Below are 23,802 nucleotides of genomic sequence, written 5' to 3'. Positions count from 1 at the left end.
AACTAAATTAAACTGTAAAATCACATTATGATTCATAAATCTTTTGTTTTTTTTGACTGTGAATGCGCAAACACTTTTGACGGAATTGGAAAGATGTGTTCGTTCGGTTACGTAATTGCCGACGATGAGCTTAATATAATTGAGCATGAAGATGTTGTAATAAATCCTGAGTGCGATTTTGACTGGTATCTTTTTAGCAAAAAAGGTGGATGTCAACTTGCATATTCAAAAGATTATTTTAGAGCTAAGCCTAATTTTGAATCTTACTATAAAAATATCAAAAAACTTTTGACTACGGGAAATCGTTACATCGTCGGTTTTGCAGTATCTAACGATGTCGGCTTTGTAAACAATGCGTGCGAACGCTATCAGCTTCCTTATATTCAGTTTCGTGCTTTTGATATCGAAAAATACCTTGAAAAAAAATATCAAAAAAAGCAAAAACTTGTCGAGTGGGCGGAAGAATTTTGTGTAAATGTTGCAAAATATCATAGCCACAAGTCTGAAGATGACGCAATTATGACTATGCTTTGCCTTAAGGCCGAATGTGCAAAATCAGGGAAGACAGTCGAAGAGATATTGGAAGAAAATAAAGCTCTTTTTGTATCTAATGAACAGATTCTCGAACAAGCTCAAGAACGGGAATACCGCAAGGAAATCACTGAGAAAATAAAGCGTCTGTATAATAAAAAATCTCCGATGCCAAAGTATAAAACTGTCGACAATCAGAAGTTTGAGTTTGAACATAAGCTTATGCATGATGTGGATGTTGCGTTTGAACTAGCAAAAAAAATATATGACAACGGCGGAATACTTGGGGAGCGGTTGAACGGTAAAGGGACTGTAATTTTTCGCGACAAGCCTCATCCAGAATTGTTAAAGAAAGTTTTGGGACGCGGTCTTGAATGTAAAACTGTCGACGAAATCAACACAATATTAAAATAAAATATTTTTATTTTTTTTGATAATTTTTAGCGAGTTTTCTAGTCGTGATATCACGAATTGTTTGCACACACGAGTTGTTGATATTGCACACACGAGTTGCTGATATTGCACACACGAGTTGTTGGCACAAAAATTGGGAATCTTGCTTAAAAAAATCTTTTAAATTAAAATGTCAGAATTAAAGTTATTAGTTATGGTTAAATTCCGACTCTGCCAATTGTGTAGATGCTCGCTCGGAAACTCGGGGAAATTGCGGTCTTTAATCAAGGTGGTAATATGATTGCTCTCAAATTTGGCGGCACTTCAATGGCAAACGCTCGCCGTATCTTGGCTTCTTCCGAAATTATAATCAATCGTGCAAAAGAAGATCGTATTAGTGTTATTGTAAGTGCTGTTGCCGGCGTTTCTAACACGCTGCAATCTGCGATTGATGCAACGACATCGGGAATTACCGGAGCCAATTATGTAACTGAAATAAGAAATATCCACAATGAAATATGTCTGGAACTTCATTCAAAACTTTCGGGTTTTGATGCAGAAAAGACAATGTCTAAGATTGAATCTAATTTTGTTGAACTTGAAAAACTGCTCGCAGGCTGTGTGAGCTTTGGCGAGTGCCCTGATACTGTCCACTGCCGTATAATGGGCATGGGAGAGCTTCTCTCTGCTCCTATCATGGAAGCCGTTTTGCTCGCTAAAAAACAAAGTGTGATTTTGTTAGACAGCCGTAAATTTGTGTTTACAACCGGGAACCAAAAAGAAGGTGAAGCCGATTATGCGCTTTGCAACGAGGCTTGCGCACCTTTCCGAGACGGAGCTAGCCCCGATCAAACTCGAATCCTTTTATTTCCGGGATTTATATGTACATGGCAAGGCGGCTCCGGTTCTAAACCTGTTGCAGGTTTGCTTGGTCGCAATGGTTCTGATTTTTCTGCCGCAATTATCGGTGCGAGCCTTCGTGTTAAACGCGTTGAATTCTGGACAGATGTAGATGGTGTTTATACAGCAGACCCTCGTATTGTAAAAGATGCAATTCTCGTCGACGATATGACTTATGAAGAAGCGATGGAACTTTCATTTTTCGGTTCTAAAGTTCTTCATCCTAAAACTATTGCGCCGCTTCAAGCTAAGGGAATTGAGGCGTGGAGTTTGAACAGCCACAATCCAAATGCACGCGGGACTAGAATCGGAAAAGGCCCGTTTGAAAGCCACAGAAAATCAAGTATATGTGGGATTTCTTCATTAAAGCACATCGCAATGGTGAGTGTTGGCGGCTCTCTGATGCGTGGACGCTCAGGTATGGCAAGCAAGATTTTCTCTGCCGTATCGGGAGCAGGTGTTTCGGTTCTTTTGATAACTCAATCGTCTTCCGAATATACAATTTCTTTTTGCGTCCGCGATGATGAGGCAGAAAAAGTTCGTGATGCTCTTGCAGCAAAATTCGAACTTGAAATACGTGAAAAACTGATCGATGAAATTGATGTACGCAACGACTGTGCGATTGTCTCTGTTGTTGGAGACGGGATGATTGCAAACAGAGGCGTCGCTTCTAAATTTTTCAATGCGCTTTCAAGTCAGGATATAAATATCCTCGCAATAGCTCAAGGCAGTTCAGAACGTTGTATTTCAACTGTAATTTGCAGCGAGTTTGCCGACACTGCCGTTCTCGCAGCTCATCAGTTTTTCTTCCACACAGCTCAGACAATTCAAGTGTTCGCTTTTGGAGCCGGAACAATCGGCGGTACGATGATCGACCAGATTTATCAACAGCATGACAAGCTTCTTAAAGAAAATGTCGATATCAAAGTTCTTGCGATCACAACTATCGACGGTATGCTTTTGAAAGAAGATGGAATAGACCTTTCTAATTGGCGTGAACAGATGAAAAAAACTGATTTTCAGTTTGGGCCGCAGAATGTTGACGACATAATAAAATTTGTAAAAGATAAAAAGCCTCTCAATCCTGTATTTGTGGACTGCACTGCGTCTTATGATTTGCCTGAACGTTACTTAGACATCATCAACGCGGGAATGAGCATTGCAACTCCTAATAAGCGCGCAAACTCAATGGGAATCGATTTTTACCACGAATTGCGCAGAGCTGCCAACAAGATGCACCGCCGTTTCTTGTACGAGACAAATGTTGGCGCCGGACTCCCTATAATCGATACTCTGCAAAACCTCTATAAATCAGGAGATAGGCTTGAGAGCTTTACCGGAATTATGTCGGGCTCGCTTTCATATATATTCGGTAGGCTCGATGAAGGTATTCCTTTTAGCAAAGCTGTTCTCGAAGCAAAAGAATTGCGTTACACAGAGCCTGACCCACGTGATGATTTAAGCGGAATGGATGTTGCACGGAAAGCTCTTATCATCGCACGCGAATCAGGTTTCGATATAGAACTTTCCGACATCACGATGTATAAAGTATTCCCTGAATCGTTCGATTCTTCAGGAACAGTTGAAGAATTCCTTAAAAAACTTCCTGAAGTCGATGATTATTTTGCGAAAAAAATTGCGAGTTTGAAGAAAAATGGAAAAGTTCTCCGAATGGGTGCTTCTATAAAAGATGGAAATGTTTCTGTCGGGATGATGGATGTCAGCTCTGATGATCCGCTTTACGGTGTTCGAGGCGGTGAAAACGCATTTGTGTTCTATACAGAACGTTATCAGCCGATTCCTCTAACTGTTCGCGGATATGGGGCAGGGGCAGGCGTGACGGCGGCCGGCGTGTTCGGAGATATTTTAAGAACAGTGTCTTTCAACCCTGAAAAATAGAGAGAAAATATGGAAAGATTTGTTTTAAGTGTTCTTGTTGAAAATAAATCAGGAGTTTTGTCCAGAGTTTCAGGGCTGTTTAGCCGCCGGGGTTACAACATCGACTCTCTGACTGTATGTGCGACAGACAAGCCTGAGCAGTCTAGAATGACGATTGTCGTGAAAGGCGATGAACATATCCTTGACCAGATTCAAAAACAGCTTTCAAAGCTTCAGGAAGTTATCGGAATCAAAAAGTGCGAAAAACTTTCTTCTGTACAGCGTGAAATGGGATTGATCAAAGTCCGTGCAGAAGCGAACAACCGAGGAACAATCATCGAAACTTGTGATATTTACAAAGCTCGCATAGTCGATGTGGGACTTGAATCGGTGATAATAGAAATCACAGGAAGCGAAGAAAAAATTGAAAGTTTGCTTCGGCTGCTTGAGCCTTACGGAATCCTCGAATATGTGAGAACGGGAATAACGTCACTCGACCGAGGAAGCGCTGTCATGTAATTTGACCCAGATTGAGTCTGTCAAAGCTCTCAACTGTACGTTTAAGATATTCTGAGAATTCAAATGTCTGCTTTTTTCCGAGACATCTGTCTCTTTTTCTATTCCAAGCCTGAATATTTTTATTTTTGAGAGCGGGCAGGCAAAATCGTTTTCTTTTGTGGCGGGAAAATCTTTTTCGCATCGAGAATTTTCGCTCAGGCGGTGCAAAAGTGGCAGCCTTGCAAAAAACGCATTATCATTTTTATCAAAAATTGTGATATTCGCATAAATCAAGTCAGAGGTTTCATCTGAATGGCATACTCTTCCGACTTCGACTTTTGAAATCTGTTTTGAGAGTTTTTTTAAATCATCTTTATTTTTTGCACAAAAAATATCAGGGAGTTCAATCCAAAGTGGTATATGGGCATACCATCCGCCTTTTGTATTTTCTATGAGTTTTTTTTGAAAATCAATCAATTTCAGCTCATCTGCCTGATGTAAAACAATAACAGTCATTTCGGTATAGTATAAACTTTTTTGATTTTTTGATATAGTTTAAGAATGCTTTCGTTTAAATTACCAAAATTTCAAACATTTTCAAAACAGCAGAAAAAAATCGCTGCACTCATTGCCTGTTTTATTTTTACAGATTTATTGCTTGGAATATTTCTAATTGCGACAAGACATAAATCAGGTGTAAAACTCGAATGTTTCGGGAGCGATGTAAAAGACAGTCTTTTTTCTTTAGATAAAAGTGCCCGCAGCGGAATTATAAAAAGCGGCGACTATGCAAACTTCAAATTTACGGAAAGTCAGAGAGAGCGCATGGCTTTTTTTTGCGAGGAAAACGGCACGCTTGCAATTACAATCAGGTTTCAGGTAAATCGTTCGCACTTGCAAAAGAAAATTCTTAGCGGCGATGAAAATCTTTATTTTAGATACGGATTTTTGAGCGATCAAGATTTTAATTCCAAAGGAAAATTTATTCGCCGCGTTTATCAACCATCTCACCGAATTCTTGTGCAGGGCGATTTGAAAAAGTCGCCGGAAGTTTTTGACGTTTCTTTTGCAGTTCAAAAAAACGATGATATAAGAAAAGTTTTACCGGAAGGTTTTTTTATTTATTCGTCCGTAAAGTGTAAAATTGTTGCAGCTTGTATCATGCCTGCAAAACTCGGTTTTGACATTGCTTCATCAATTCCGTTCTACGGATTTGCGTACAACGGCGGAATCATAGATTTTGAAAATAAGAGTTTTGATTTTTCCGGCGGTTCAATGATTTTCCCTGTTGTCAATAATACGAAAATGACAATGCCCGAATTTGCAATCAAACTTTCGGATAATCCTGAAAATAAATCGAGCAAAGAAAAATCTGTCCGCGCTGAAATCAACCTTGGAGGTGAAAAACTTTTTATCAACAACGTTGTTCCAGCAGATGAAATTATCGTACCTTGTGATTCTATGAAAGCTCCTTTTTCTCGCCTGGAAATCGTGAACAATGCTGAATGTGTTTCTTCTGTCATGATGCATAGCACAAACAGAAGCGGAAGCGAAGTCCTCATCCCGATAAGAACAGAACCCGGTTTAATATTGAATTACAAACGTTCAGGCTGGCGTACGCTCGACTATGAAATATTTGAATGGGACAGATTTTCAAACATTTTGTTTTTTGACACACGCAATTACAATGTGCAAAACAATTTTTTTAGGCGAATGGCGTATTTTGTGGAAAAACAAGGATACAAAGGTCGGCTTTTGACAAATGAAGAGCTTGCGGACTTGCACGGTTACAACGCTCATGATTACAGCGCTGTCTCTATGGCTGATTTTTTTAACAAAGCGAATAAGACGGGGTTTGTTTTAAACAAAGAGGAGCTGCTTTTAAAAAAGATTTTGATTGCGAATGGTCTTTTAGAATCTGATGGAGATTTTGTCCGTGCAAATGAAGGAGGCGTCGTTTCAATTTCGCAGGAAACGCCTGAATGGAATCGACAAAAACTCCTTGCACACGAAGGCTGGCACACAATTTTCTTCCGCGATGCAGATTTCCGCAACTTTGTATCTGCTGTTTTTTACACTTTTGATCCGCTCTCACGTGCATTTTTAATTGATTATTTTAAATCGCAGCCTCAGCTTGGCTATGATATAAATGATGATTATCTGTTGCAAAACGAGTTTATGGCATATATAATGCAGCAAAAACTTTCAGATGTCGCTTCATATTTTGTTCACTGCGCAAACCGTGGTTCTGTCATGAAATACACTCCGGAACTTGCCGCCTATGTTCGAGAAACAAAAGGGAGAGGTTTTGAAGATGCGGCTGTTGCGCTCAACGATTATGTCTACGATAAATATGGAATTGTATGTGGAAATATTTCGCTTGTAAGTAAATATTGAGTTTTATTGGAGAATAAAATGGGACCTTATATACACAAAGTCAACTATTATGAAACAGATAAGATGGGAATCACGCACCATTCAAACTACATTCGCATCATGGAAGAAGCGCGTATCTATCTTCTCGATAAAATCGGTTGGAGCTATGACAAACTTGAAGCGACGGGAATCGGCTCTCCTGTCATGTCGCTTGAGGCAAATTATAAAAAATCGACATCTTTTCCTGATGTGATAAACGTTTATATAAATGTTGAAAAACGTTCTGCTTGTAAAATCACGTTCGGCTACAAGTTTATGGTCGGAGACGATGTTGTTTTTACAGGAAAATCATCGCACTGCTTTATAAACGAAAAAGGGATGCCTGTAATCATAGAAAAATCTTATCCCGCTCTGGCAAAAGCATTTGCAGAATTGGAACAGCCTCTTTAATTTTCATTGGATTTAAATTTTATGGGACGCGAGATAGAGATAAAAATTCCGCTCACCGATTTACAGTACGATTATGTTCGTGATGTGATTTTCGGGAAATCTTCCGTATCGGGGCTGACGACGAGTTCTCCGGCAAAACTTTTCAAAAAAGATGAATATTTTACGCGCTATGATTCAAGAGACGAAAAGCTAAAAAATGGCGAGCCCGACGTCATCAGGATGAGAAGCGAGACAATCGATGACGACGAAATAAAAACTTATTTTACGATAAAATATAAAAAACTCGAAAACGCAATCGAAGTCAACAGAGAATATGAATCATCTGTTTCAAATCCCGAAGTCATGTACATTTTTTTAAAAGAAGCAGGATATCATAAATGGTTCAGCAAGGAAAAGCATGCGTATTCATGCCACTGTAAAATGTCGTCTTCTGCCGATTTTGATTTTCATCTTGAACTCGAGATTGTAAACGACAGCAAGTGGCTCGAAGTTGAAATTGTAAAAAGCGATGCGGAGGATGCGGGCGCCGCTGAAGCCTCAACAAATGCAAAAAATGCAGAGAATTCAGAAAATGACTTTGCCCAGAAAAAACTGTGCGATTTTGTCAGGCTGTTTGACCTTGATCCTAGCTTAAAAGAACCAAGGTCTTGGTACGAAATTATAACCGGCAGCCGGAAAAACAAAATCAATTAGCCGGAAAATCTTGTCAGGCTTTTACAAACTCTCTTTTTAAAAAATCGATGTCGAGCTCAGGATATAGAACATGCTCTTTGAGCAATTTGTTCACCTTCGATTTAGCCGCCGTCACTGTATCATCAGAGATTTCTATTTTACCTTTTGCAGGTTTTCCGTCTTTTGTGACACCAGGTTTTGTTTCTTTTAATACAAAGTCTATGATGTCAGCAACTTCTTCCATGTCATTTTCGTTCATGCCGAGAGTTGTAAGACCCGGAGTTCCAATGCGTATGCCGGAAGTCCACCAAGCGCCGTTTTTATCATAAGGAAGAGCATTTGCGTTTGCAGTAACGCCGCATTTGAACAAAGCTGCTTCTGCCTGTTTGCCAGTCAATCCGTAACTTGTGACATCTACGAGCATAAGGTGGTTGTCAGTTCCTCCTGTCTGAAGCCGCATTCCGTGTGCCATACATGCTTTTGCAAGCGCTTTTGCATTTTTTACAACGTTGTGCGCATACTCTTTGTAATCTTTTTGCTGTGCTTCTTTAAACGCAATCGCTTTTGCCGCCATTATGTGCCCAAGAGGACCACCGAGTACCATCGGGCATCCTTTGTTTACGTAGTCTTCAAATTCTTTTTTGCACAAAATCATAGCACCGCGCGGACCTCGCAGAGTTTTATGAGTTGTTGTCGTAACTATATCGGCCCATTTTACAGGATCGTAGTCGTCTGTGAATACCTTTCCTGCGACAAGTCCTGCAAAGTGCGCCATATCTACCATGAGCACAGCTCCGCACTTGTCTGCGATTTCGCGGAATCTTTTAAAGTTGATTTTACGAGGATAAGCTGAATAGCCTGCCAAAAGTATAAGAGGTTTTACTTCCATCGCCTGTTTTTCAATAGCATCGTAGTCTAAAAGCCCTGTTTCTTTATCGACTCCATAAGGATGGCTTTCGAACATTCTCGCTGAAACATTCATTTTGTATCCGTGAGTTAGGTGACCGCCGCAAGAATAATCTAATCCCATAAGTTTTTGATTTCCAAAGCGTTTTCTAAGCATATCAAACTGTTCTTCTGTCAGGTCGTTTAACGATTTTACGCCGAGTTCTTCGAGAGCCGGAGTTTCAACTTTTGCACTCAAAATTGCCCAATAAGCGACTAAATTTGTGTCGGCTCCTGAATGTGGCTGAACGTATGCGTAATCTGCACCAAAAAGAGCTTCCGCCTCTCGTGCAGCAGTATTTTCAACTGTGTCAATATTTACGCATCCGCCGTAATATCTGTGCTCCGGATACCCTTCGGCATATTTATCTGTAAGAAGGTTGCCCATCGCAGCCTGAACGTTCAAAGAACAATAGTTTTCAGAAGCTACGAGTTTTAAATGGCTTCTCTGATTTTCTAGTTCGCTGACAATTGCAGCAGCGATATCAGGTCCAACAGCAGCAACTTGCTGAAGATTCGCGACATAAGCTGTCATTGCAGGGTTCGGTTTTCCGTTACAAGATGCGATGTAATTTTCTAAAGACGTAGGCATATAAAGCTCCTTTGTTTTTACAATTGCCATATATTACATTGAAAAATGAGTAATTTCAACAGAGCGGAAAATTGTTATATTGTGATATAATACAACCATGTATCAGATTCCTTTTGAATTTAAAAAATTTATAGAACTTGAATGCGATAGAGCTTCTTTTATCCAATCGTATTTAAATAAGTCCGGCATTGACGCACCTGTGATTCGGATGAATGAAAAAAATCACATATATGTGAAGTTTCCGCTTAGATATTACAATCCCGAGTTCAGAATTAAGACTGTCATAGCTCATTACGACCGCGTTGAAAACTCTCCCGGCGCAAACGACAATTCCGCTGCTGTTTGGTGCATGCTTGAATGGTGCGAACGCCTTGTTAAAATGAAAGAATTCCACAATATCAGGCTGATTTTTACTGATGGCGAAGAGCTTGGAAAAGATGGAGTTTGCAGGCAGGGAGCATTCCCGCTTGCAACATTGTTCAGAAAGCTTGGGATTACAGATAACGATATCTATGTTTTTGACTGCATGGGGCGAGGCGATGTTCCTGTCCTCACTCAAACAGTTTTACCGCACGGCGCATCACAAAAATTTAAAAAAGATTTTGCTGCTCTTGAAGAACGCGCCGCAAATCTGATTCAATCTGCAGGGCATGGAAAGTGGTTTTCATTGCCGTGCAACTATTCGGATAACGCAAGCTTTATTGCAAATGGGATTCCGGCTGTCGCAATAACAATGCTCCCATCTTCAGAAATATCAGATGCCTTAAAGGGGAACATGCCATACACTTGGCAACTATTTCACACAATGAAAGATGATTTTGAAAGCCTTATGCCGCAATCGTTTGAAATCACTTCAAGAATTTTAGATATGCTCGCAGAAATCAAAACTGTAATGATGTCTTGACTTTAATCTAATCAGATTATAGGATTTAAAATATCGTTCCTGGCGGGAAAAATGAAAGAGAAAATAAATATAAAGGGCATAAAAGTCCAGAAAATCAATACGCTCTTGATGATTTCAGGTGCTGTTTTGACTTTGCTTGTTTTCACACTTACGTTTCAAGTAAAGTCAAGATATAGAGCTGTTATCGCTTCTGCAACCGATTATGCGGACTGCTTAAAAGCGATTGAAGAAATGCGCATCGCATCTGACTTTATGACAAATCAAGTCAACTTCTTTTCGATAAATCTTGCACCGGTTTTTATGACTTCGTATTTTACTGAAAAAGATATTTATCGGCGGCGTGAAACTTCTGTTGAAATCATTGAATTTACGCACAAAAATGATTCTATTGATCTCAATATAAAATTTGCGAAAAAGGAATCAGACGCTTTGATAAAATTTGAATATCTTATTATGAAACTTCTCTGTGAAAGTTCAAAAATTCCTGAAGAGCTGATTCCGGAAGCGATAATCGATTTCGAGCTTGAAGAAAATTACGGAAGGCTTTCAGCTCTTGAAAAACTCGAAGCTGCGCGCTCTCTACTTTTTAATGCGGAATATGTTGCATCAAAAGCAAGACTCAATCGTTATATACACGAAGCGCATTCTGATTTAACTTCTCAATATATGAATGCCAAGAAAAACGGCGATCAAGTCATACGCCCAATGCTTTCCAAGTTGATTCTCTTTGTCGCTCTTCTTTTTGCAGTATGTGTTTTTCTGTATTTTCATCTCGTTACGCTTGTCTTGCGGCCTTTATTCAAAAATCTTGAAGCGATTCAAAACGGCACAAAAATGAAGCTAAACGGTTCGTACGAAATAAAATATCTTGCTTCTTCATATAATTCGCTTTGCGAAAGAAATGAAATTAGGGCTTCTGAACTGCGTCATAAAGCTGAACATGATTCTCTTACAGGGCTTATAAACCGAGAAGGTTTTGAGATTATCAAAGCGGAGCTTTCTATCCCCGAGTCGATTGCGTATCTTCTCATAGACATTGATTTCTTTAAGGATGTAAATGATTGTTACGGGCATAAAACCGGAGATGATGTTCTTAAAAAAGTTGCAGAACTTCTTACGAACCAATTCCGCAAAACTGACTATATTGCAAGGCTTGGCGGCGATGAGTTTGCTGTCATAATGACTAAGTTTGGAAAATCTATAAAAAATATAATTCAGGAAAAGGTTGATAATTTAAATAAAATTCTAAGGTCGGGAGTTGACGGACTTCCTGTAGTTTCCGTCAGCGTTGGTGTCGCTTTTTCTGAAGCCGGTTACAATGAATCCCTGATGGAAAAAGCCGACAAGGCGCTTTATCGTGTAAAAAATAACGGAAGGTCAAACTGTTCATTTTATTTTGAAGGAGACGATTAATAATGGAGACGATGAATAATGGCTGAAAAGAAAACCGCTGCAAGCGCTCCGGCAAGTAAAACTAAATCGACAGCTGCAAAATCGGCTGCTGCAAAGGCAAAATCGGCTGCAAAACCAACTGCCGTATACGATGAAAGCTCAATTCAGCACCTTGAAGGTCTAGAGCATATACGTCTCCGCCCCGGCATGTACATCGGCTCTTTAGGGGACGGCTCAAATGAAAACGACGGAATTTATATTCTTTTAAAAGAAGGCATCGACAACGCCGTAGATGAATTTTCACAAGGATTTGGCAAACGCATAGATATTGAAATAAAAGATGGTCGCGTAAAAATCCGCGATTATGGGCGTGGTATTCCTCTTGGAAAACTCGAAGACTGTGTAAGCAATGTAAACACAGGTGCAAAATACAACAACTCGGTTTTTAAGCAAGCAATCGGTATGAACGGTGTTGGCATAAAGGCGACAAATGCACTTTCTTCGTCGTTTAGAGCAGCCTCTATCCGCGACGGAAAAATGGCTGTCGTTGAATTTTCAAAAGGAAACAAAATTTCTGCAAAGATGGGAAAAGCAAAACCCGGCGTGCCTGATGGAACTTATCTTGAATTTGAGCCTGATAAAGAGCTGTTCGGCAAATATGCATACAACATGGATTATGTCGAAAAACGCCTGTGGAACTATGCATATTTGAATCCCGGACTTTTGTTAAAGTGCAACGGGGTTGAATACTTAAGTGAAAACGGCATTCAAGATCTTCTCGTAAACGAAATGGGCGGGGTCGACAAAAGTCTTTATCCTTTGTTTTGTTATGCAGGAGGAAATAACCTCGAGTTTGTTTTAACTCATGGTGCTAGCCTCGATAAATTTATTTATTCGTTTGTAAACGGCCAGAGCACGGAAGATGGCGGCACTCACGTCACAGCGTTTTTAGACGGTTTTGCAAAAGGTGTCAACGAGTTTTTTAAAAAATCGTATGATATCAAAGATATTTCAAGCGGTTTGTACGTTGCGCTAAAAGTCGGGCTCGACAATCCGATGTTTACCTCGCAGACAAAAAATAAACTGGGAAATGTTGAAATTCGTGTACCGATAATAAAAGAAGTTCAGATTGCTGTAGATGACTGGCTTCGCCACAATCCCGATATCGCCGGTATCCTCGAAGAAAAAATTATCAAAAATCAAAAGGCGCGCAACGAAATAAACAGCGTTACAGACAAACAGATTCGCGAAGCTGAAAAATCTGTCATGCTTAAGATTAAAAAGCTTAAAGACTGCCGCTATCATTTGCAGGACGGTGTTAAAGGCGCAAATTCAATGATTTTTATAACAGAAGGTGATTCTGCCACAGGTTCAATGGTAGGAAGCCGCGATGTTTCTTATCAGGCAATCTTCAGTTTGCGCGGTAAACCGGAAAATATGTATGGTCGCAAAAAATCAGCTTTGTTTGAAAACGAAGAACTAAAAAACCTGACTTTCAGCCTTGGTGTTCAAAAAAATATTGAAGATCTCCGCTATGACAAAATTATAATTGCAACAGATGCCGATAACGACGGTTACCACATCAGAAATCTTGTGATGACTTTTCTCCTTATCTTTTTTGAAGAACTTGTTTTGACAGGTCACGTCTACATTCTTGAAACTCCTCTTTTCCGTGTCCGCAATAAGACAAAAACAGTTTACTGCTATTCGGAAGAAAGCCGTGACAAAGAAGTTGCGAAGATGGGAAAATCTGCGGAAGTGACGCGATTTAAAGGTCTTGGAGAGATAAATCCGTCAGAATTCGGACAGTTTATTTTTCCCCGCAAAGAAGGTGAATCCGAAGACAAAGGAATGCATTTGACGCCTGTCACAATTCAAACTCTAAAAAACGTTCCCGAAGTCCTTCAGTTTTACATGGGAAAAAATACGCCTGAACGCCGAGACTTTATTGTGCACAATCTCGCCAGCGAAATCGACGCATGATATCATCAGATTATTTTCCGCTAATTGTCGCCTGCGCTGTTTTGTTTATTCTGTTTGTAGTCCAGACAATCCGTCTGCACGTCCGTCATCACCGGATTAGAAAAGATGCGATAAAGCGCTCTCGTGCCGTCATCGGAGGGCAGGTTGTAGAGCAAGTTGCCCCTTTTCTTCCAAACTTTCCGTGCAATCCGTCAGACGCACGCTTTATCGGAAAACCTGTAGACTTTATTGCATTTTCTGGGCTTTCCGAATACGACACCGTAGATGAAATTCTCTTAATCGAAGTGAAAACAGGGCAGTCAGATTTGAGCAGCCGCGAACGCCAGATAAAAAATGCTGTAAAAGATGGACGAGTCCGCTATGTGGAATATAAAATTTAGTTTGCCGTAAAGCGAATCGATTCCCACTTTTCATTGAAAGTTTCAAGATTCTCTGCAATATCGAGTTTAAGCTCTCCATTTTTCATATCTTCTGATTTGTACATTGGAACTGTTGTGCGAAGAGAATCTGCTTCAGGATTGATAAAGCCCGGAAATCTGAAAGTATCTAGGAACTGAACGTATATCTCCGGTCTGTGGATAAAATTGATAAACTCGTTTGCGCGCTCGTAATGTTTTGCTCCTTTCAGAATCACCATCGAATCAAGATACTTAGGACCGCCTTCTTCTGGGATAAAAAAATCAATCATGTCTGCCTGTTTATCTTCAGGAACTTCACCGAATACGACTTCTGCATATCCTTGACAAACCCAAAAATCACCCGATGCAAAAGACTTTCCAAAACCTTCAGCATCGAATTTTACAAGGTTCGGTTTCCATTCTTTGTTGATAACATCAGCCGCAATCTGAAGCTTTTTCGGATCGACTGTGTTTACTGAAAAACCTTTGTAAGCTAGCGCATCTCCTATCACTTCGCGCATATCGTCCATCATAGACATGTGACCTTTCAAATCTTTGCGTGAAAAAATACTCCAAGATTTTTGATAAACTTTTACTTTTTGTTTATTGACTGCAACGCCAGCCATGCCGAGATAGTATGGAACTTGCCATTCCATATTTGGATCAAAAGTCATGATTTCTTTGCAAGCAGGGTTGATTTTTTCGATATTCGTAAATTTAGTGTGGTCTATTTTTTGGAGCATCCCTTGATTTATCATTATGGAAGTGTAGTCCTGAGACGGAAATGTGATGTCGTATCCCTTTGCGCCTGCTTTTAGTTTTGAATACATAACTTCGTTTGAGTCAAATGTGTCGACTTTTACTTTGCAGTTAAATTCGGTTTCAAACTGTTTTAAAATAGATTCGGGAGTGTAGTATGTCCAGTTATAAAGATACAATGTGCCGTCATCTTTTTTCCCATCACAAGATGCCAAGCCGATTGCTGATAAAATTGCTGCGGCTACGGCAAGCATAATTTTTTTCATATAATATTTCTCCTTAGTGTCCGGCGTAATGTTCGGCTTAGTGTCCTGCCGCAAAACTTTTCAGCCCTTTACGGCATATAAACGCAATCAGACATGTAAACAAAATCATCACGACAGAAAGCGAATTTATGACAGGTGAAACTCCGAAACGGATCATCGAATATACATATAACGGCAACGTTGTTGAGCCCGGCCCCGAGACAAAAAAAGTTATCACAAAATCTTCAAGGGACATTGTGATAGCCATCAAAAATCCTGAAATGATTCCGGGCATTATTGCAGGAAAAACGACTTTGAACATAGTCTGCGCTTCCGTAGCTCCAAGGTCGTGCGCCGCTTCAACAATCGAATAATCAAACTCGTCTAAGCGCGCATTAACCATAAGAAAAACAAATGGAAGACAAAATGTCGTATGAGCTGCGAACACTGTGAACAGCCCCAGCGGAAGCCGAATCCCACTGAAAAAAATTACCATCGAAATACCGATTATCACTTCTGGCAAAACCATTGGAAGAAAAGTTAGAGCTTGAATCAGTTTTTTACCGCGAAATTTATACCAGTTTACACCGATAGAAGCCAGAGTTCCCAAAATTGTTGAAAGCGTAGCCGATACAAATGCAACGAGAATGCTGTTCAAAAGGGCAGCCCAAAGCGCATCAGAATTTACAAAGAGCTCTCTGTACCAGTTCAGGCTCGGGCGAGTAAATTGTGAATCTTTGCTCTCGTTGAAAGAATAAAAAATTATCACAAAAAGAGGGATAAATAAAAATAAAATAGTGAAATAGAGGACAACTTTTGAGAATGAAAAATTATGTCCGCGTTTTTTCCACGCACGTTTAGCATGCCTTGCGTTTTCAGATTTCGGTTTTCCTCGATTTGAAAAAGCGTTGTTGAACAGTAAAAACAGATTCCTAGCCATCAGCGAGGTCCTCCCACATAGTTATCTTCTTTTGTGCTCTTTTTTTTAAGCTGAGCTTCTTTTTTAGCCGTTCTTGTAATCATGAGAATTCCTGCGATAGAAATAATTGTTATCACCATTGAGAAAGCTGCAGCAAGAGGCCAATTGCGCGTTTTTTGGACTTGGTCAACTATCAGGTTTCCAAGCATGTAAGATTCTTTACCTCCTACAAGCAGTGGAACTGTGTAAGCACCAAAGATTGGAATAAATGTAAAAATCAATGCAGAAATTATGCCGCTTTTGACTCCTGGAATTAAAACTTTTAAGATTGCCTGAGTTTTTGTTGCCCCAAGGTCGCGTGCAGCTTCAAGTAATGAAAAGTCAAAACGGTCAACAGCGGTGAACATAGGGAGTATGGCGTATGGAATGTACATGTACACACTTACTAGTATTACAGCTTTAGTATTATATAAAAAAGGTATGTAATCATTTATAAGATGAAGTTTAATCAAAAACTGATTGAGAATACCGTCGTTGTTCAAAATGCTCATCCATGCAAAGATTCTGATAAGCGAGTTTGTCCAGAATGGGATTATGATAAGAAATAGAAACAGTGTCTGATTTTTGCTTCTTGCCATGGCGTAAGCGCTCGGAATAGAAACCAAAATTGTGATTATCGTAGAGATGACAGATATTTTTAACGTTCGTAAAACAATCAGTCCATATTCCGGTTTACACATCTGTTTGTAAGCTTTTAGAGAGAATTGCCATTCAATGCCGCCATAAATTCCTTTTTTCAAAAAGCTGTAGATAAAGATAATCACAAGCGGTGCTACAAAAAAAATCACAAGCCAGAGCCCCATTGGCCAACCGTAACTTGAGCCGGACAGAAAAAATCCCTCGTTATTTTTCAATTTCTTTTCTTTCATTAAATCAAAACCCCATAATGATAAGCTAAAAATGATTTTGCATTTTAACGCATTCAAATTGAAAACAAATGGCATGACGCATTATCATGATGTCTTATACTTTATTTTTCAATATCCTCAACAATGTATGCATCTTCTGCAGACCATGAAACGTAAACTCTGTCTTTCCATTGAATTACAGGACCATCATCCATATAGTCAGTGTGTTGCTTGAACACTTTGATCACTTTGCCGGTGTCGAGTTTTACATAGAATTTTGACTGGAAACCTGAATAAATTGGCTCTTCTACAACTCCACTGAATACGTTTACATCTGTGCGACCGCCTGTGGCAGGTGGTTCAAGGGTGATGCGGATTTTTTCAGGGCGGATTGTAAATGCAACTTTCTGTCCTTTTTTTGTATGTTCATAATCGGTGACTTGCATGAAGCGGTCGAGGGCGGCAGTTGCTTCCGTATCAGTAGCGAGGGGAGCTTGTTTGCCGAGTTCGGGAACGCTTAGAGTTGCCATAAAGTCATCATCGCCGGAAGCTGTTTTATGAGGTACGCAGTCTACAACTTCAGCATCAAACAAGTTTGTTTCACCTATAAATTGCGCTACAAACTGTGTTGCCGGACTTTCATAGATTTCGTAAGGAGTACCAATTTGAAGAACGTGACCTGCATTCATGACAGCAATTCTATCGGATACTGAAAGAGCCTCCGACTGGTCGTGGGTTACGTAAATAAATGTAATTCCAATCTGATCGTGAAGTCTGTCCAAATCTATCAGAAGGTTTGCACGCAGTTTTGCATCGAGTGCGGAAAGAGGCTCGTCTAAAAGCAAAACTTTCGGTTCATTTATCAAAGCACGCGCAATAGCTACTCGTTGCTTTTGACCGCCCGAAAGCTGGTTAGGTTTTTTGTCTATATGCTGGTCGAGTTGAACAAGATGTACGTACTCACGCACTTTTTTATCGATTTCGTCTTTAGGTAACTTTCTCAAACGCAATGGAAACGCTACATTTTCGTAAATCGTCATGTGCGGGAACAATGCATAAGTCTGGAATACCGTATTTGAATGTCTTTTATCAGGTGGAATAGGAATTATATTCTTATCATCAAAAAGAACCGCTCCATCGTCTGGAAATTCAAAGCCGGCAATAATGCGGAGCAAAGTAGTCTTTCCGCATCCTGATGGACCAAGCAATGAAAAGAATTCGCCTGGTTTAATAGTAAAGTTGATGTCATCCAAAGCAACAAAGTCGCCAAATCTTTTGGATACATGATCAATGGTAACCTGACTTCCGTTCACTCAAGTGACCTCAATCTTAAAAATGATATATCATACATACGTATGATATCATACATACGTATGATAAAAAGCGCTTTTTCAAAAACTTAGCTATTTGTCTGGTTCGTTTTTATTTTTTCTTTCTAAAAATAAAATGCACCATATATTTGATTATGTCAATAACAATTAAGTAAAAGATTTGCGAAAAGTATTTGCATGACAATCAGCAATCAATTAAATTAAAAATCAGTTGAAAGAATTGAATTTTTGATTTATCTTTTAATATGATTATTTTTGTGGAAAATATCAGTTGTCGTAGAAAAAATTGTACAGAGGTATTTATATGATTTCGATAATCGTCGGCATTATTTTTATTGGTTTTACAGTGTTTTCAGTTCTTCCGATGTGTCCGCTCAACTGGGGTCAGGAAGTGATTGCTTTTTTAAAAGGCGGGCTTCCTGTTTTGGCTGCGTTCGTCGGTTTAATCTGTTTGTTTATCGGAGCTGCTGATGTAAAAGACAAACGAGAGGCAAAAAAAGAAGAAAACGAAAAAATTGAATCTTCCGAAGCTGAAGAACGATAATTTATTTTCAAAAAATCTATTTCTAAAATATCACGGATTGATGACAAAAAAACATAGGCAATTGACATTTATCCTTAATTTTTGATATTATATTCTACCCGTTAAAGGATTTTTGACCGCTCATCTAAAATCCTTTGCAGTTTTAAATCAGATGCAAAGATTTTAAATTGCAGATAAACTTTTATTTTTAGTAAGGTATATCATGGAAACTATTTTCGTCAAAGAATACGAACAGGCTCGCAAATGGTACATAATCGATGCAGCCGGAAAACCACTTGGACGTGTAGCTGCAAAAGCTGCTTATATTGCACGTGGTAAAAACAAACCTTCATTCACAAAAAACCAGCTTATGGGTGACTTTGTAGTTATCATCAACGCTGAAAAAGCATTGGTTACTGGTGGAAAAGAACAGAAGAAGATTTACTATCATCATACAGGATTTGTTGGTGGGCTTCGTGCTCACACGTATGAAAAATTGTTGGCTAAACATCCTTCAAAACCGATGGAACTCGCTGTTGCCGGAATGCTTCCAAACGGTCGTCTTGGCCGCAAGATGATGGATTGCGTAAAAATTTATGCTGGTGCTGGACATCCACACGTTGCTCAGAATCCACAGCCGGTAGAACTTTAATTCAGAGGTTAGAAAATGGTAAAAAATATTGCTATTGGTACAGGAAGAAGAAAGACAGCTTCAGCTCGCGTTTTTGTTCGCGACGGTTCTGGAAAGATTGTTGTAAACGGTAAAGATTTGAAAGATTATTTTGTAACAGAAGAACAGATAAAAGTTGTTCAGCAGCCTTTGCTTGTAACTTCAATGGGTGCAAAATATGATATTTTAATCAATGTAGAAGGCGGCGGTTTGAACGGACAGGCAGCAGCATGTCTGCATGGTATTTCCCGTGCTCTCGTACAGATTGATCCGGATGCCCGCACATCGTTAAAAGCTAACGGTTATCTCACACGTGACTCACGCATGGTTGAACGTAAGAAGTACGGTCAGAAAGGTGCCCGCAGAAGATTCCAGTTCTCTAAACGTTAGTATTCAAACTCTTTGTTGCGGGGTAGTCCGCAATATCCGAAAACGCAGCCGGTTGTGTCTGCGTTTTTTTTTGCCCGGAATCATTTATTGACGGTATATTTATAATATGAAAATTAAATCGATTGCAGAAACTTCTTACAGCGGAATGTATAAAGTTGTAGAAGAAAACGGCGCGGTCTTTTTTGTCAGAAAAGAATATATTCCTGACCTGGATTTTGCCAGGATTGAAGCGGGTACGGAGTTCGACGAAGAAGAAAGCGGCAAAATATTAGATGCAGGTCTTGTATCAGTTATTGAATTAAAGGCGGTTGAATATTTAGGACGCTCAGAACAAAGCCGTTTTGGGCTTACTCTTAAATTGCTGAAAAAAAAATATGATAAAAAATATATAGAAACCGCTCTCGATTATCTTGAAAACAACGATTACCTGAGCGATCAGAGGTTTGCAAGGGCGTGGCTTCATCTAAGGAGTCTTAAACATTATGAAGGAAGAACAAGGCTTTTGTCGGAGCTGATATCGAGGGGAATCTCAAAAGAGATTTCAACTTTTGCGCTAGATGAGTTTTTTTCTGAACATGACGAAATGGAAATCTGCAAAAGGGCTTACGAAACCTTTTTGAAACAGGGAAAAGAGGGAGAAAAATTGATCTCGGCAATGATAAGGGCGGGCTTTTCTTATAAAATGATAAAGCTCATCAATAAATAAATAAATTAAAATAAATGCTGTCAAAAATGTGCACGAAAATGTGTTCGCAAAAAATACAAATGCAGCAAACTCCCAGTTTTAGAATGAGATTATTTCTTCGTAAACTTGGATTGCAAACTGGTCTGTCATCCCGGAAATGTATTCGATTATGCATTTTGTAAAAGAATTTGAATCGCTTAAATCAAATACAGTCTGAGTGTTGTATTTTAATATTGTTTTTTTATCTACAAACGAATGGCGTTCGCTGATAAACGGTCTGTAATTTGTGTATTTTATAAGCCAGTCTTCAAAAGTCTCGCAGAGTTTTGGGTATAATTTTAGAGCTTGTGCAACTCGTCCGTTTTGTGCATATAAATATGTTTTTTGAAGTGTCCGATAAAGTGTTCCGATTATGTTATCTGCATAAATACCAAATTCGCCGAGCCTCCAGTGATTGTAAATGTGTGAATAATTGAATTTTTTTAGCTCAATGATAAATCGAAAGTATTGGTCAGAAAAACAAAGTCCTTTTTCAGGGCTGCTTTGTTCGCATAAGTCTAATATAAGGTCGTTGATGAGAACCGTTGTGTTTACTGCTTTCCCACTTTTCAGAGCATGAGCACCTTTATTCTCAAATCCTAGCGTTGACCCTACAATCTCGCGCAAAGTGCGGTATGATGACATATCGATTATGTGATACGAACGTGCATCTTCAATATCCCGCCCGAGATACGCAATCTTATCGGCAATCTTTACGACGCAGCCTTCCCAAGTGAACGGCTGAATGAGTCCCGGCCTTTTTATCGAATATAAATCAATAGCCTCATCACGAGGTTTAATTCCCTGCTGGTCAATTTCTCCACAGTGACATATAAGCCCATCCCGCACGGCATACGTCAAGTTTAGCGGTTGTTCAACTCCGTCAGGGTCTTGGAGAGTTTCAATGTAGTCGGCAAAAAAAAGACTGTTTCGTTCGTGCCAAAATTTTTTTGGTGCGTTTTTCCCTTCTTTTTGTTCGAGCAAGCTGTTGAGGCAGTGTTCCCCGTGATGCCCGAACGGCGCATGACCGATGTCGTGTCCCATTGCAATTGCACTTGCCAGCTGTTCATTCAGCCCAAGATATTTTGCAATTGTAGAAGCGACAGATGCGACGTGCAAAACGTGTTCCATCCTTGTACAGATGTGGTCGTTGTGCGGAGCAAAAAAAACTTGAGTTTTATGCTTAAGTCTGCGGTAAGCCTGACTGTGCAAAATACGAGTGTAATCGCGTTCAAAATCTGTTCTTATATCGTTATTTCTGTTGTAAAGAACAATTTCCCGCGAGATGGCCTGTTCCCATTTAGAATTTTCAGGGCACATCCTCACATCATAAAAAGAATTTTGCATATCTTGCCTCGCCTTAGCCAGTATAACTCTATATTATAAAAAGAGATTTGTCATTAATTATTTTTGTTTTAATTAAAATACTATACTTATATATATATATATATATATGGAAGAAAAATTGATTTTTTTTTGACATATAAGTTAAAAACGTTATACAATGTAAGTGTATGCGTGAAATTACGGTGAAAGCTTACGCTAAAATAAATTTTGGCTTAAAAGTTTTGCAAAAGCGAGCTGACGGATTTCACAACATAGAGAGTATATTTCAGACAATCGATTTATTTGACGAGTTGATTGTGACTCCTGTTCCCAAAATGGTCTGTGAGGTTCACTGCGATTCAATGCGGTTGCCCGAAAACAATACTTTGGTAAGTGCTTATAACGCATTCTGTGATGTGACCGGAAAGAATTCAATTGGTGTCAATGTATTTCTTAAAAAACGGATTCCTTCTGGCGGCGGGTTAGGCGGCGGATCTTCGGATGCCGCAGCTTTAATCAAGGTTCTCGAAAAATTAAATAAAATCAAGTTAAATGAGGAGAAACTTGATCTTATTTCATCAAAAATAGGCAGCGATGTTTTCTTTTTTATGCATTGTGATGAAGAAGGAAAAGGCTGTGCTTTAGTTTCAGGCCGCGGAGAAATTGTACATAATATTATACCACGACATGATTTGTTTTTACTTCTGATTTTTCCGAAAGTCAGCTCTTCTACGAAAGTTGCCTACGAGCTTGTAGATAAAGAGTTCAAAGTCGAAAAAAAATCTGATGCCCCTGATTTAGATGAATTTGAGTTCGTTTACCATAAGCCGCTAAAAGAATGGACATTAGCGAATACCTTTACTCCAGTAGTTGCAGTTCATTATGAGGAGATTGGACGAGCAATCAACGAGCTAAAGAAAGCCGGATGTTGTTATGCCGAAATGTCAGGTTCGGGTTCGACTGTTTTTGGAGCGTTTACTGAAAGACAACAAGCTGAAGCTGTAAGTAGTTTGCTTGCATGTGCTTGGAATTGTAAACTTGTTAAGACTGTGTAAGTCATTGTGTAATTTAGTGGAGGTGTGTTATGCAAATTACAGAATTAAGAATTAGAAAGGTTGATGATGAAGGAAAACTTCGGGCTTATGTAACTGCAACTTTCGACAACTGTTTCGTAGTTCACAACGTAAAAATTATCGATGGGAAAAGTGGACTTTTCATTGCAATGCCCAGCAGAAAAACTGCTAACGGGGAATATAAAGATGTAGCTCATCCTATTAGTCCTGATTTTAGAACTGAGCTTCAAAGTAAAATTCTTTATGAATATAATGCAGGACATGTTGAAACAGGTACTTCCCCTGATGATTGATTTGTGATATACTAAGCTCCTATATTGGGTCGTCGTCAAGTGGTAAGACAACGGCTTTTGGTGCCGTCATTCCGCTGGTTCGAATCCAGCCGACCCAGTTCATTTTAGAGATATAAGGAGCTTTAAGAAAATGAGTAAGCAGAAACTTGATGCTAAAACAAGAACTGTAACCGGAAAAACAGCTGCTAAAAATCTTCGCAAAGAAGGACGTATCCCTGCTGTTGTTTACAATGGAAAAGGGGAGGCTACTTCTATTGACGTTGATGAAGTTGCATTCAACAAAATCTGGAGAACAGTTACACCTACAACAAATATTGCACTTGTAGTTGACGGAAAGGAATTTACAACTTTGATCAAGGATGTTGAGTACAATATCCGCACAGACAAAGTTCTTCATGCAGATTTCTTTGCCCCAAATGCAGACGAAAAGCTTGTAATGAAAATTAAAATTCATTACACAGGAACACCAGCCGGCGTTCTTAAAGGTGGTTTCAAAATTGAAAGAAATAATGAAATCAAAATCAAGGCTGCCATCACTGACCTTCCTGAAACAATTGTTGCAGATATCTCCAACATCAATATAAGCGAAGCACTACGTGTAAAAGATTTGGATCTCGGTAAAAAAGTTGAAATCCTTACAGATTCTAATCTTCCATTGGTTACTGTGTCACCGGCACGTTAATCTTAATTTGATGGCTCGATAGATAATAGATACAATCTGTTGTATAA

24 protein-coding genes and 1 tRNA gene are annotated in these 23,802 nt (G+C 39.3%); 18 read left to right on the top strand and 7 right to left on the bottom strand.

The features are described from left to right. The first annotated feature begins 27 nt into the window (after positions 1 to 27). The 3 genes from H9I37_RS08935 to ilvN all read left to right on the top strand — a co-directional run bounded on the left by H9I37_RS08935 (position 28) and on the right by ilvN (position 4,221). On the top strand, positions 28 to 945 hold the full coding sequence (locus H9I37_RS08935) for a 3'-5' exonuclease (protein WP_187382265.1): 918 nt from the start codon (positions 28 to 30) through the stop codon (positions 943 to 945). Positions 946 to 1,221: 276 nt separating this feature from the next. Further along, positions 1,222 to 3,723, top strand: coding sequence for a bifunctional aspartate kinase/homoserine dehydrogenase I (thrA, locus tag H9I37_RS08930; RefSeq protein ID WP_187382263.1), 2,502 nt, complete (start codon positions 1,222 to 1,224; stop codon positions 3,721 to 3,723). A gap of 9 nt (positions 3,724 to 3,732) precedes the next feature. Then, positions 3,733 to 4,221, top strand: coding sequence for an acetolactate synthase small subunit (gene ilvN, locus H9I37_RS08925; RefSeq protein ID WP_187382262.1), 489 nt, complete (start codon positions 3,733 to 3,735; stop codon positions 4,219 to 4,221). Here ilvN and H9I37_RS08920 read toward each other — a convergent pair. Then, positions 4,192 to 4,716, bottom strand: a complete 525-nt coding sequence (locus H9I37_RS08920) for a hypothetical protein (RefSeq protein WP_187382260.1) — start codon at positions 4,714 to 4,716, stop codon at positions 4,192 to 4,194. The genes ilvN and H9I37_RS08920 overlap by 30 nt on opposite strands. 45 nt (positions 4,717 to 4,761) lie before the next feature. On the opposite strand from H9I37_RS08920, the gene H9I37_RS08915 reads away from it, so the two are divergent. Genes H9I37_RS08915 through H9I37_RS08905 form a run of 3 tightly spaced genes read left to right on the top strand, consistent with a single transcriptional unit; the run spans position 4,762 to position 7,719 of the window. Then, positions 4,762 to 6,597 carry a hypothetical protein gene (locus tag H9I37_RS08915; RefSeq protein ID WP_187382258.1) on the top strand — a complete coding sequence of 612 codons (1,836 nt, stop codon included), beginning with the start codon at positions 4,762 to 4,764 and terminating at the stop codon, positions 6,595 to 6,597. An 18-nt stretch (positions 6,598 to 6,615) separates the two neighbouring features. Further along, positions 6,616 to 7,026 (top strand): acyl-CoA thioesterase, encoded by a 411-nt coding sequence (locus H9I37_RS08910; protein ID WP_187382256.1) that lies wholly within the window; start codon positions 6,616 to 6,618, stop codon positions 7,024 to 7,026. Between the two features lie 21 nt (positions 7,027 to 7,047). Next, complete coding sequence (locus H9I37_RS08905) at positions 7,048 to 7,719, top strand: hypothetical protein (RefSeq protein WP_187382253.1); 672 nt, start codon at positions 7,048 to 7,050, stop codon at positions 7,717 to 7,719. A 13-nt stretch (positions 7,720 to 7,732) separates the two neighbouring features. Here the strand turns inward: H9I37_RS08905 and H9I37_RS08900 are convergent, their stop codons facing one another. Continuing rightward, positions 7,733 to 9,235, bottom strand: a complete 1,503-nt coding sequence (locus tag H9I37_RS08900; RefSeq protein ID WP_187382251.1) for a glycine hydroxymethyltransferase — start codon at positions 9,233 to 9,235, stop codon at positions 7,733 to 7,735. Between the two features lie 97 nt (positions 9,236 to 9,332). Here H9I37_RS08900 and H9I37_RS08895 point away from each other — a divergent pair, with 97 nt between their 5' ends. The 4 genes from H9I37_RS08895 to H9I37_RS08880 are packed head-to-tail and all read left to right on the top strand — an operon-like array spanning position 9,333 to position 13,894. Beyond that, positions 9,333 to 10,139, top strand: coding sequence for a M28 family peptidase (locus tag H9I37_RS08895; protein WP_187382250.1), 807 nt, complete (start codon positions 9,333 to 9,335; stop codon positions 10,137 to 10,139). 51 nt (positions 10,140 to 10,190) lie between these two features. Continuing rightward, positions 10,191 to 11,552 (top strand): GGDEF domain-containing protein, encoded by a 1,362-nt coding sequence (locus H9I37_RS08890; RefSeq protein WP_187382248.1) that lies wholly within the window; start codon positions 10,191 to 10,193, stop codon positions 11,550 to 11,552. An 18-nt stretch (positions 11,553 to 11,570) separates the two neighbouring features. After that, entirely contained in the window at positions 11,571 to 13,514 is a 1,944-nt protein-coding gene (locus H9I37_RS08885; protein WP_187382246.1) for a toprim domain-containing protein, read from the top strand. Then, complete coding sequence (locus tag H9I37_RS08880; RefSeq protein WP_187382244.1) at positions 13,511 to 13,894, top strand: Holliday junction resolvase-like protein; 384 nt, start codon at positions 13,511 to 13,513, stop codon at positions 13,892 to 13,894. The genes H9I37_RS08885 and H9I37_RS08880 overlap by 4 nt, the downstream gene beginning before the upstream one ends. On the opposite strand, the gene H9I37_RS08875 is transcribed toward H9I37_RS08880, so the two are convergent. The 4 genes from H9I37_RS08875 to H9I37_RS08860 form a co-directional block, all read right to left on the bottom strand. Beyond that, entirely contained in the window at positions 13,891 to 14,937 is a 1,047-nt protein-coding gene (locus tag H9I37_RS08875; RefSeq protein WP_187382242.1) for an extracellular solute-binding protein, read from the bottom strand. The two genes, H9I37_RS08880 and H9I37_RS08875, sit on opposite strands and share 4 nt — an antisense overlap. Positions 14,938 to 14,974: 37 nt before the next feature. Beyond that, complete coding sequence (locus H9I37_RS08870; protein WP_187382240.1) at positions 14,975 to 15,856, bottom strand: ABC transporter permease; 882 nt, start codon at positions 15,854 to 15,856, stop codon at positions 14,975 to 14,977. Beyond that, entirely contained in the window at positions 15,856 to 16,764 is a 909-nt protein-coding gene (locus H9I37_RS08865; protein ID WP_187382238.1) for an ABC transporter permease, read from the bottom strand. Before H9I37_RS08865 ends, H9I37_RS08870 begins: the two co-directional genes overlap by 1 nt. A 101-nt stretch (positions 16,765 to 16,865) precedes the next feature. Continuing rightward, positions 16,866 to 18,056 (bottom strand): ABC transporter ATP-binding protein, encoded by a 1,191-nt coding sequence (locus tag H9I37_RS08860; RefSeq protein ID WP_187382237.1) that lies wholly within the window; start codon positions 18,054 to 18,056, stop codon positions 16,866 to 16,868. 322 nt (positions 18,057 to 18,378) lie between these two features. Here H9I37_RS08860 and H9I37_RS08855 point away from each other — a divergent pair, with 322 nt between their 5' ends. The 4 genes from H9I37_RS08855 (at position 18,379) to H9I37_RS08840 (ending at position 20,363) form a co-directional block, all read left to right on the top strand. Continuing rightward, positions 18,379 to 18,618, top strand: a complete 240-nt coding sequence (locus H9I37_RS08855; RefSeq protein WP_187382235.1) for a hypothetical protein — start codon at positions 18,379 to 18,381, stop codon at positions 18,616 to 18,618. 202 nt (positions 18,619 to 18,820) lie between these two features. After that, the gene (rplM, locus tag H9I37_RS08850; protein ID WP_187382233.1) at positions 18,821 to 19,249 is read left to right on the top strand and encodes a 50S ribosomal protein L13; all 429 of its coding nucleotides are present in this window, start codon (positions 18,821 to 18,823) and stop codon (positions 19,247 to 19,249) included. Positions 19,250 to 19,264: 15 nt separating this feature from the next. Beyond that, positions 19,265 to 19,657, top strand: coding sequence for a 30S ribosomal protein S9 (gene rpsI, locus H9I37_RS08845; protein ID WP_187382231.1), 393 nt, complete (start codon positions 19,265 to 19,267; stop codon positions 19,655 to 19,657). Between the two features lie 106 nt (positions 19,658 to 19,763). Further along, positions 19,764 to 20,363, top strand: coding sequence for a regulatory protein RecX (locus H9I37_RS08840; RefSeq protein WP_187382230.1), 600 nt, complete (start codon positions 19,764 to 19,766; stop codon positions 20,361 to 20,363). A gap of 78 nt (positions 20,364 to 20,441) precedes the next feature. Here the strand turns inward: H9I37_RS08840 and H9I37_RS08835 are convergent, their stop codons facing one another. After that, positions 20,442 to 21,728: a deoxyguanosinetriphosphate triphosphohydrolase family protein gene (locus H9I37_RS08835; RefSeq protein ID WP_187382228.1), complete on the bottom strand. Its 1,287-nt coding sequence runs from the start codon at positions 21,726 to 21,728 to the stop codon at positions 20,442 to 20,444. Between the two features lie 167 nt (positions 21,729 to 21,895). Here H9I37_RS08835 and ispE point away from each other — a divergent pair, with 167 nt between their 5' ends. From ispE to H9I37_RS08815, 4 genes are all read left to right on the top strand, one after another. Beyond that, on the top strand, positions 21,896 to 22,762 hold the full coding sequence (ispE, locus tag H9I37_RS08830; protein WP_187382226.1) for a 4-(cytidine 5'-diphospho)-2-C-methyl-D-erythritol kinase: 867 nt from the start codon (positions 21,896 to 21,898) through the stop codon (positions 22,760 to 22,762). 29 nt (positions 22,763 to 22,791) lie between these two features. Beyond that, positions 22,792 to 23,073: a septation regulator SpoVG gene (gene spoVG / locus H9I37_RS08825; protein WP_187382224.1), complete on the top strand. Its 282-nt coding sequence runs from the start codon at positions 22,792 to 22,794 to the stop codon at positions 23,071 to 23,073. A gap of 25 nt (positions 23,074 to 23,098) precedes the next feature. Continuing rightward, a tRNA-Gln gene (locus H9I37_RS08820) sits at positions 23,099 to 23,171 on the top strand. Positions 23,172 to 23,203: 32 nt separating this feature from the next. Beyond that, entirely contained in the window at positions 23,204 to 23,755 is a 552-nt protein-coding gene (locus H9I37_RS08815) for a 50S ribosomal protein L25 (protein ID WP_187382222.1), read from the top strand. Positions 23,756 to 23,802: the final 47 nt, after the last annotated feature.

The sequence above is a fragment of the Treponema sp. Marseille-Q3903 genome, assembly GCF_014334335.1.
Taxonomy (GTDB): Bacteria; Spirochaetota; Spirochaetia; order Treponematales; family Treponemataceae; genus Treponema_D.
Note: the sequence above shows the minus strand (reverse complement) of the source record. Positions and strands in the feature narration are given on the sequence as shown.

Bases quoted from the DNA above. Each gene is read 5' to 3' on its own strand.
- rpsI (WP_187382231.1), top strand. From the start codon at position 19,265: ATGGTAAAAAATATTGCTATTGGTACAGGAAGAAGAAAGACAGCTTCA.
- H9I37_RS08870 (WP_187382240.1), bottom strand. From the start codon at position 15,856: ATGGCTAGGAATCTGTTTTTACTGTTCAACAACGCTTTTTCAAATCGA.
- H9I37_RS08915 (WP_187382258.1), top strand. From the start codon at position 4,762: ATGCTTTCGTTTAAATTACCAAAATTTCAAACATTTTCAAAACAGCAG.
- rplM (WP_187382233.1), top strand. From the start codon at position 18,821: ATGGAAACTATTTTCGTCAAAGAATACGAACAGGCTCGCAAATGGTAC.
- H9I37_RS08865 (WP_187382238.1), bottom strand. From the start codon at position 16,764: ATGAAAGAAAAGAAATTGAAAAATAACGAGGGATTTTTTCTGTCCGGC.
- H9I37_RS08835 (WP_187382228.1), bottom strand. From the start codon at position 21,728: ATGCAAAATTCTTTTTATGATGTGAGGATGTGCCCTGAAAATTCTAAA.
- H9I37_RS08900 (WP_187382251.1), bottom strand. From the start codon at position 9,235: ATGCCTACGTCTTTAGAAAATTACATCGCATCTTGTAACGGAAAACCG.
- H9I37_RS08875 (WP_187382242.1), bottom strand. From the start codon at position 14,937: ATGAAAAAAATTATGCTTGCCGTAGCCGCAGCAATTTTATCAGCAATC.
- H9I37_RS08855 (WP_187382235.1), top strand. From the start codon at position 18,379: ATGATTTCGATAATCGTCGGCATTATTTTTATTGGTTTTACAGTGTTT.
- H9I37_RS08935 (WP_187382265.1), top strand. From the start codon at position 28: ATGATTCATAAATCTTTTGTTTTTTTTGACTGTGAATGCGCAAACACT.
- H9I37_RS08920 (WP_187382260.1), bottom strand. From the start codon at position 4,716: ATGACTGTTATTGTTTTACATCAGGCAGATGAGCTGAAATTGATTGAT.
- ilvN (WP_187382262.1), top strand. From the start codon at position 3,733: ATGGAAAGATTTGTTTTAAGTGTTCTTGTTGAAAATAAATCAGGAGTT.
- H9I37_RS08815 (WP_187382222.1), top strand. From the start codon at position 23,204: ATGAGTAAGCAGAAACTTGATGCTAAAACAAGAACTGTAACCGGAAAA.
- H9I37_RS08840 (WP_187382230.1), top strand. From the start codon at position 19,764: ATGAAAATTAAATCGATTGCAGAAACTTCTTACAGCGGAATGTATAAA.
- H9I37_RS08885 (WP_187382246.1), top strand. From the start codon at position 11,571: ATGGCTGAAAAGAAAACCGCTGCAAGCGCTCCGGCAAGTAAAACTAAA.
- H9I37_RS08895 (WP_187382250.1), top strand. From the start codon at position 9,333: ATGTATCAGATTCCTTTTGAATTTAAAAAATTTATAGAACTTGAATGC.
- ispE (WP_187382226.1), top strand. From the start codon at position 21,896: ATGCGTGAAATTACGGTGAAAGCTTACGCTAAAATAAATTTTGGCTTA.
- H9I37_RS08905 (WP_187382253.1), top strand. From the start codon at position 7,048: ATGGGACGCGAGATAGAGATAAAAATTCCGCTCACCGATTTACAGTAC.
- H9I37_RS08910 (WP_187382256.1), top strand. From the start codon at position 6,616: ATGGGACCTTATATACACAAAGTCAACTATTATGAAACAGATAAGATG.
- H9I37_RS08880 (WP_187382244.1), top strand. From the start codon at position 13,511: ATGATATCATCAGATTATTTTCCGCTAATTGTCGCCTGCGCTGTTTTG.
- thrA (WP_187382263.1), top strand. From the start codon at position 1,222: ATGATTGCTCTCAAATTTGGCGGCACTTCAATGGCAAACGCTCGCCGT.
- H9I37_RS08890 (WP_187382248.1), top strand. From the start codon at position 10,191: ATGAAAGAGAAAATAAATATAAAGGGCATAAAAGTCCAGAAAATCAAT.
- spoVG (WP_187382224.1), top strand. From the start codon at position 22,792: ATGCAAATTACAGAATTAAGAATTAGAAAGGTTGATGATGAAGGAAAA.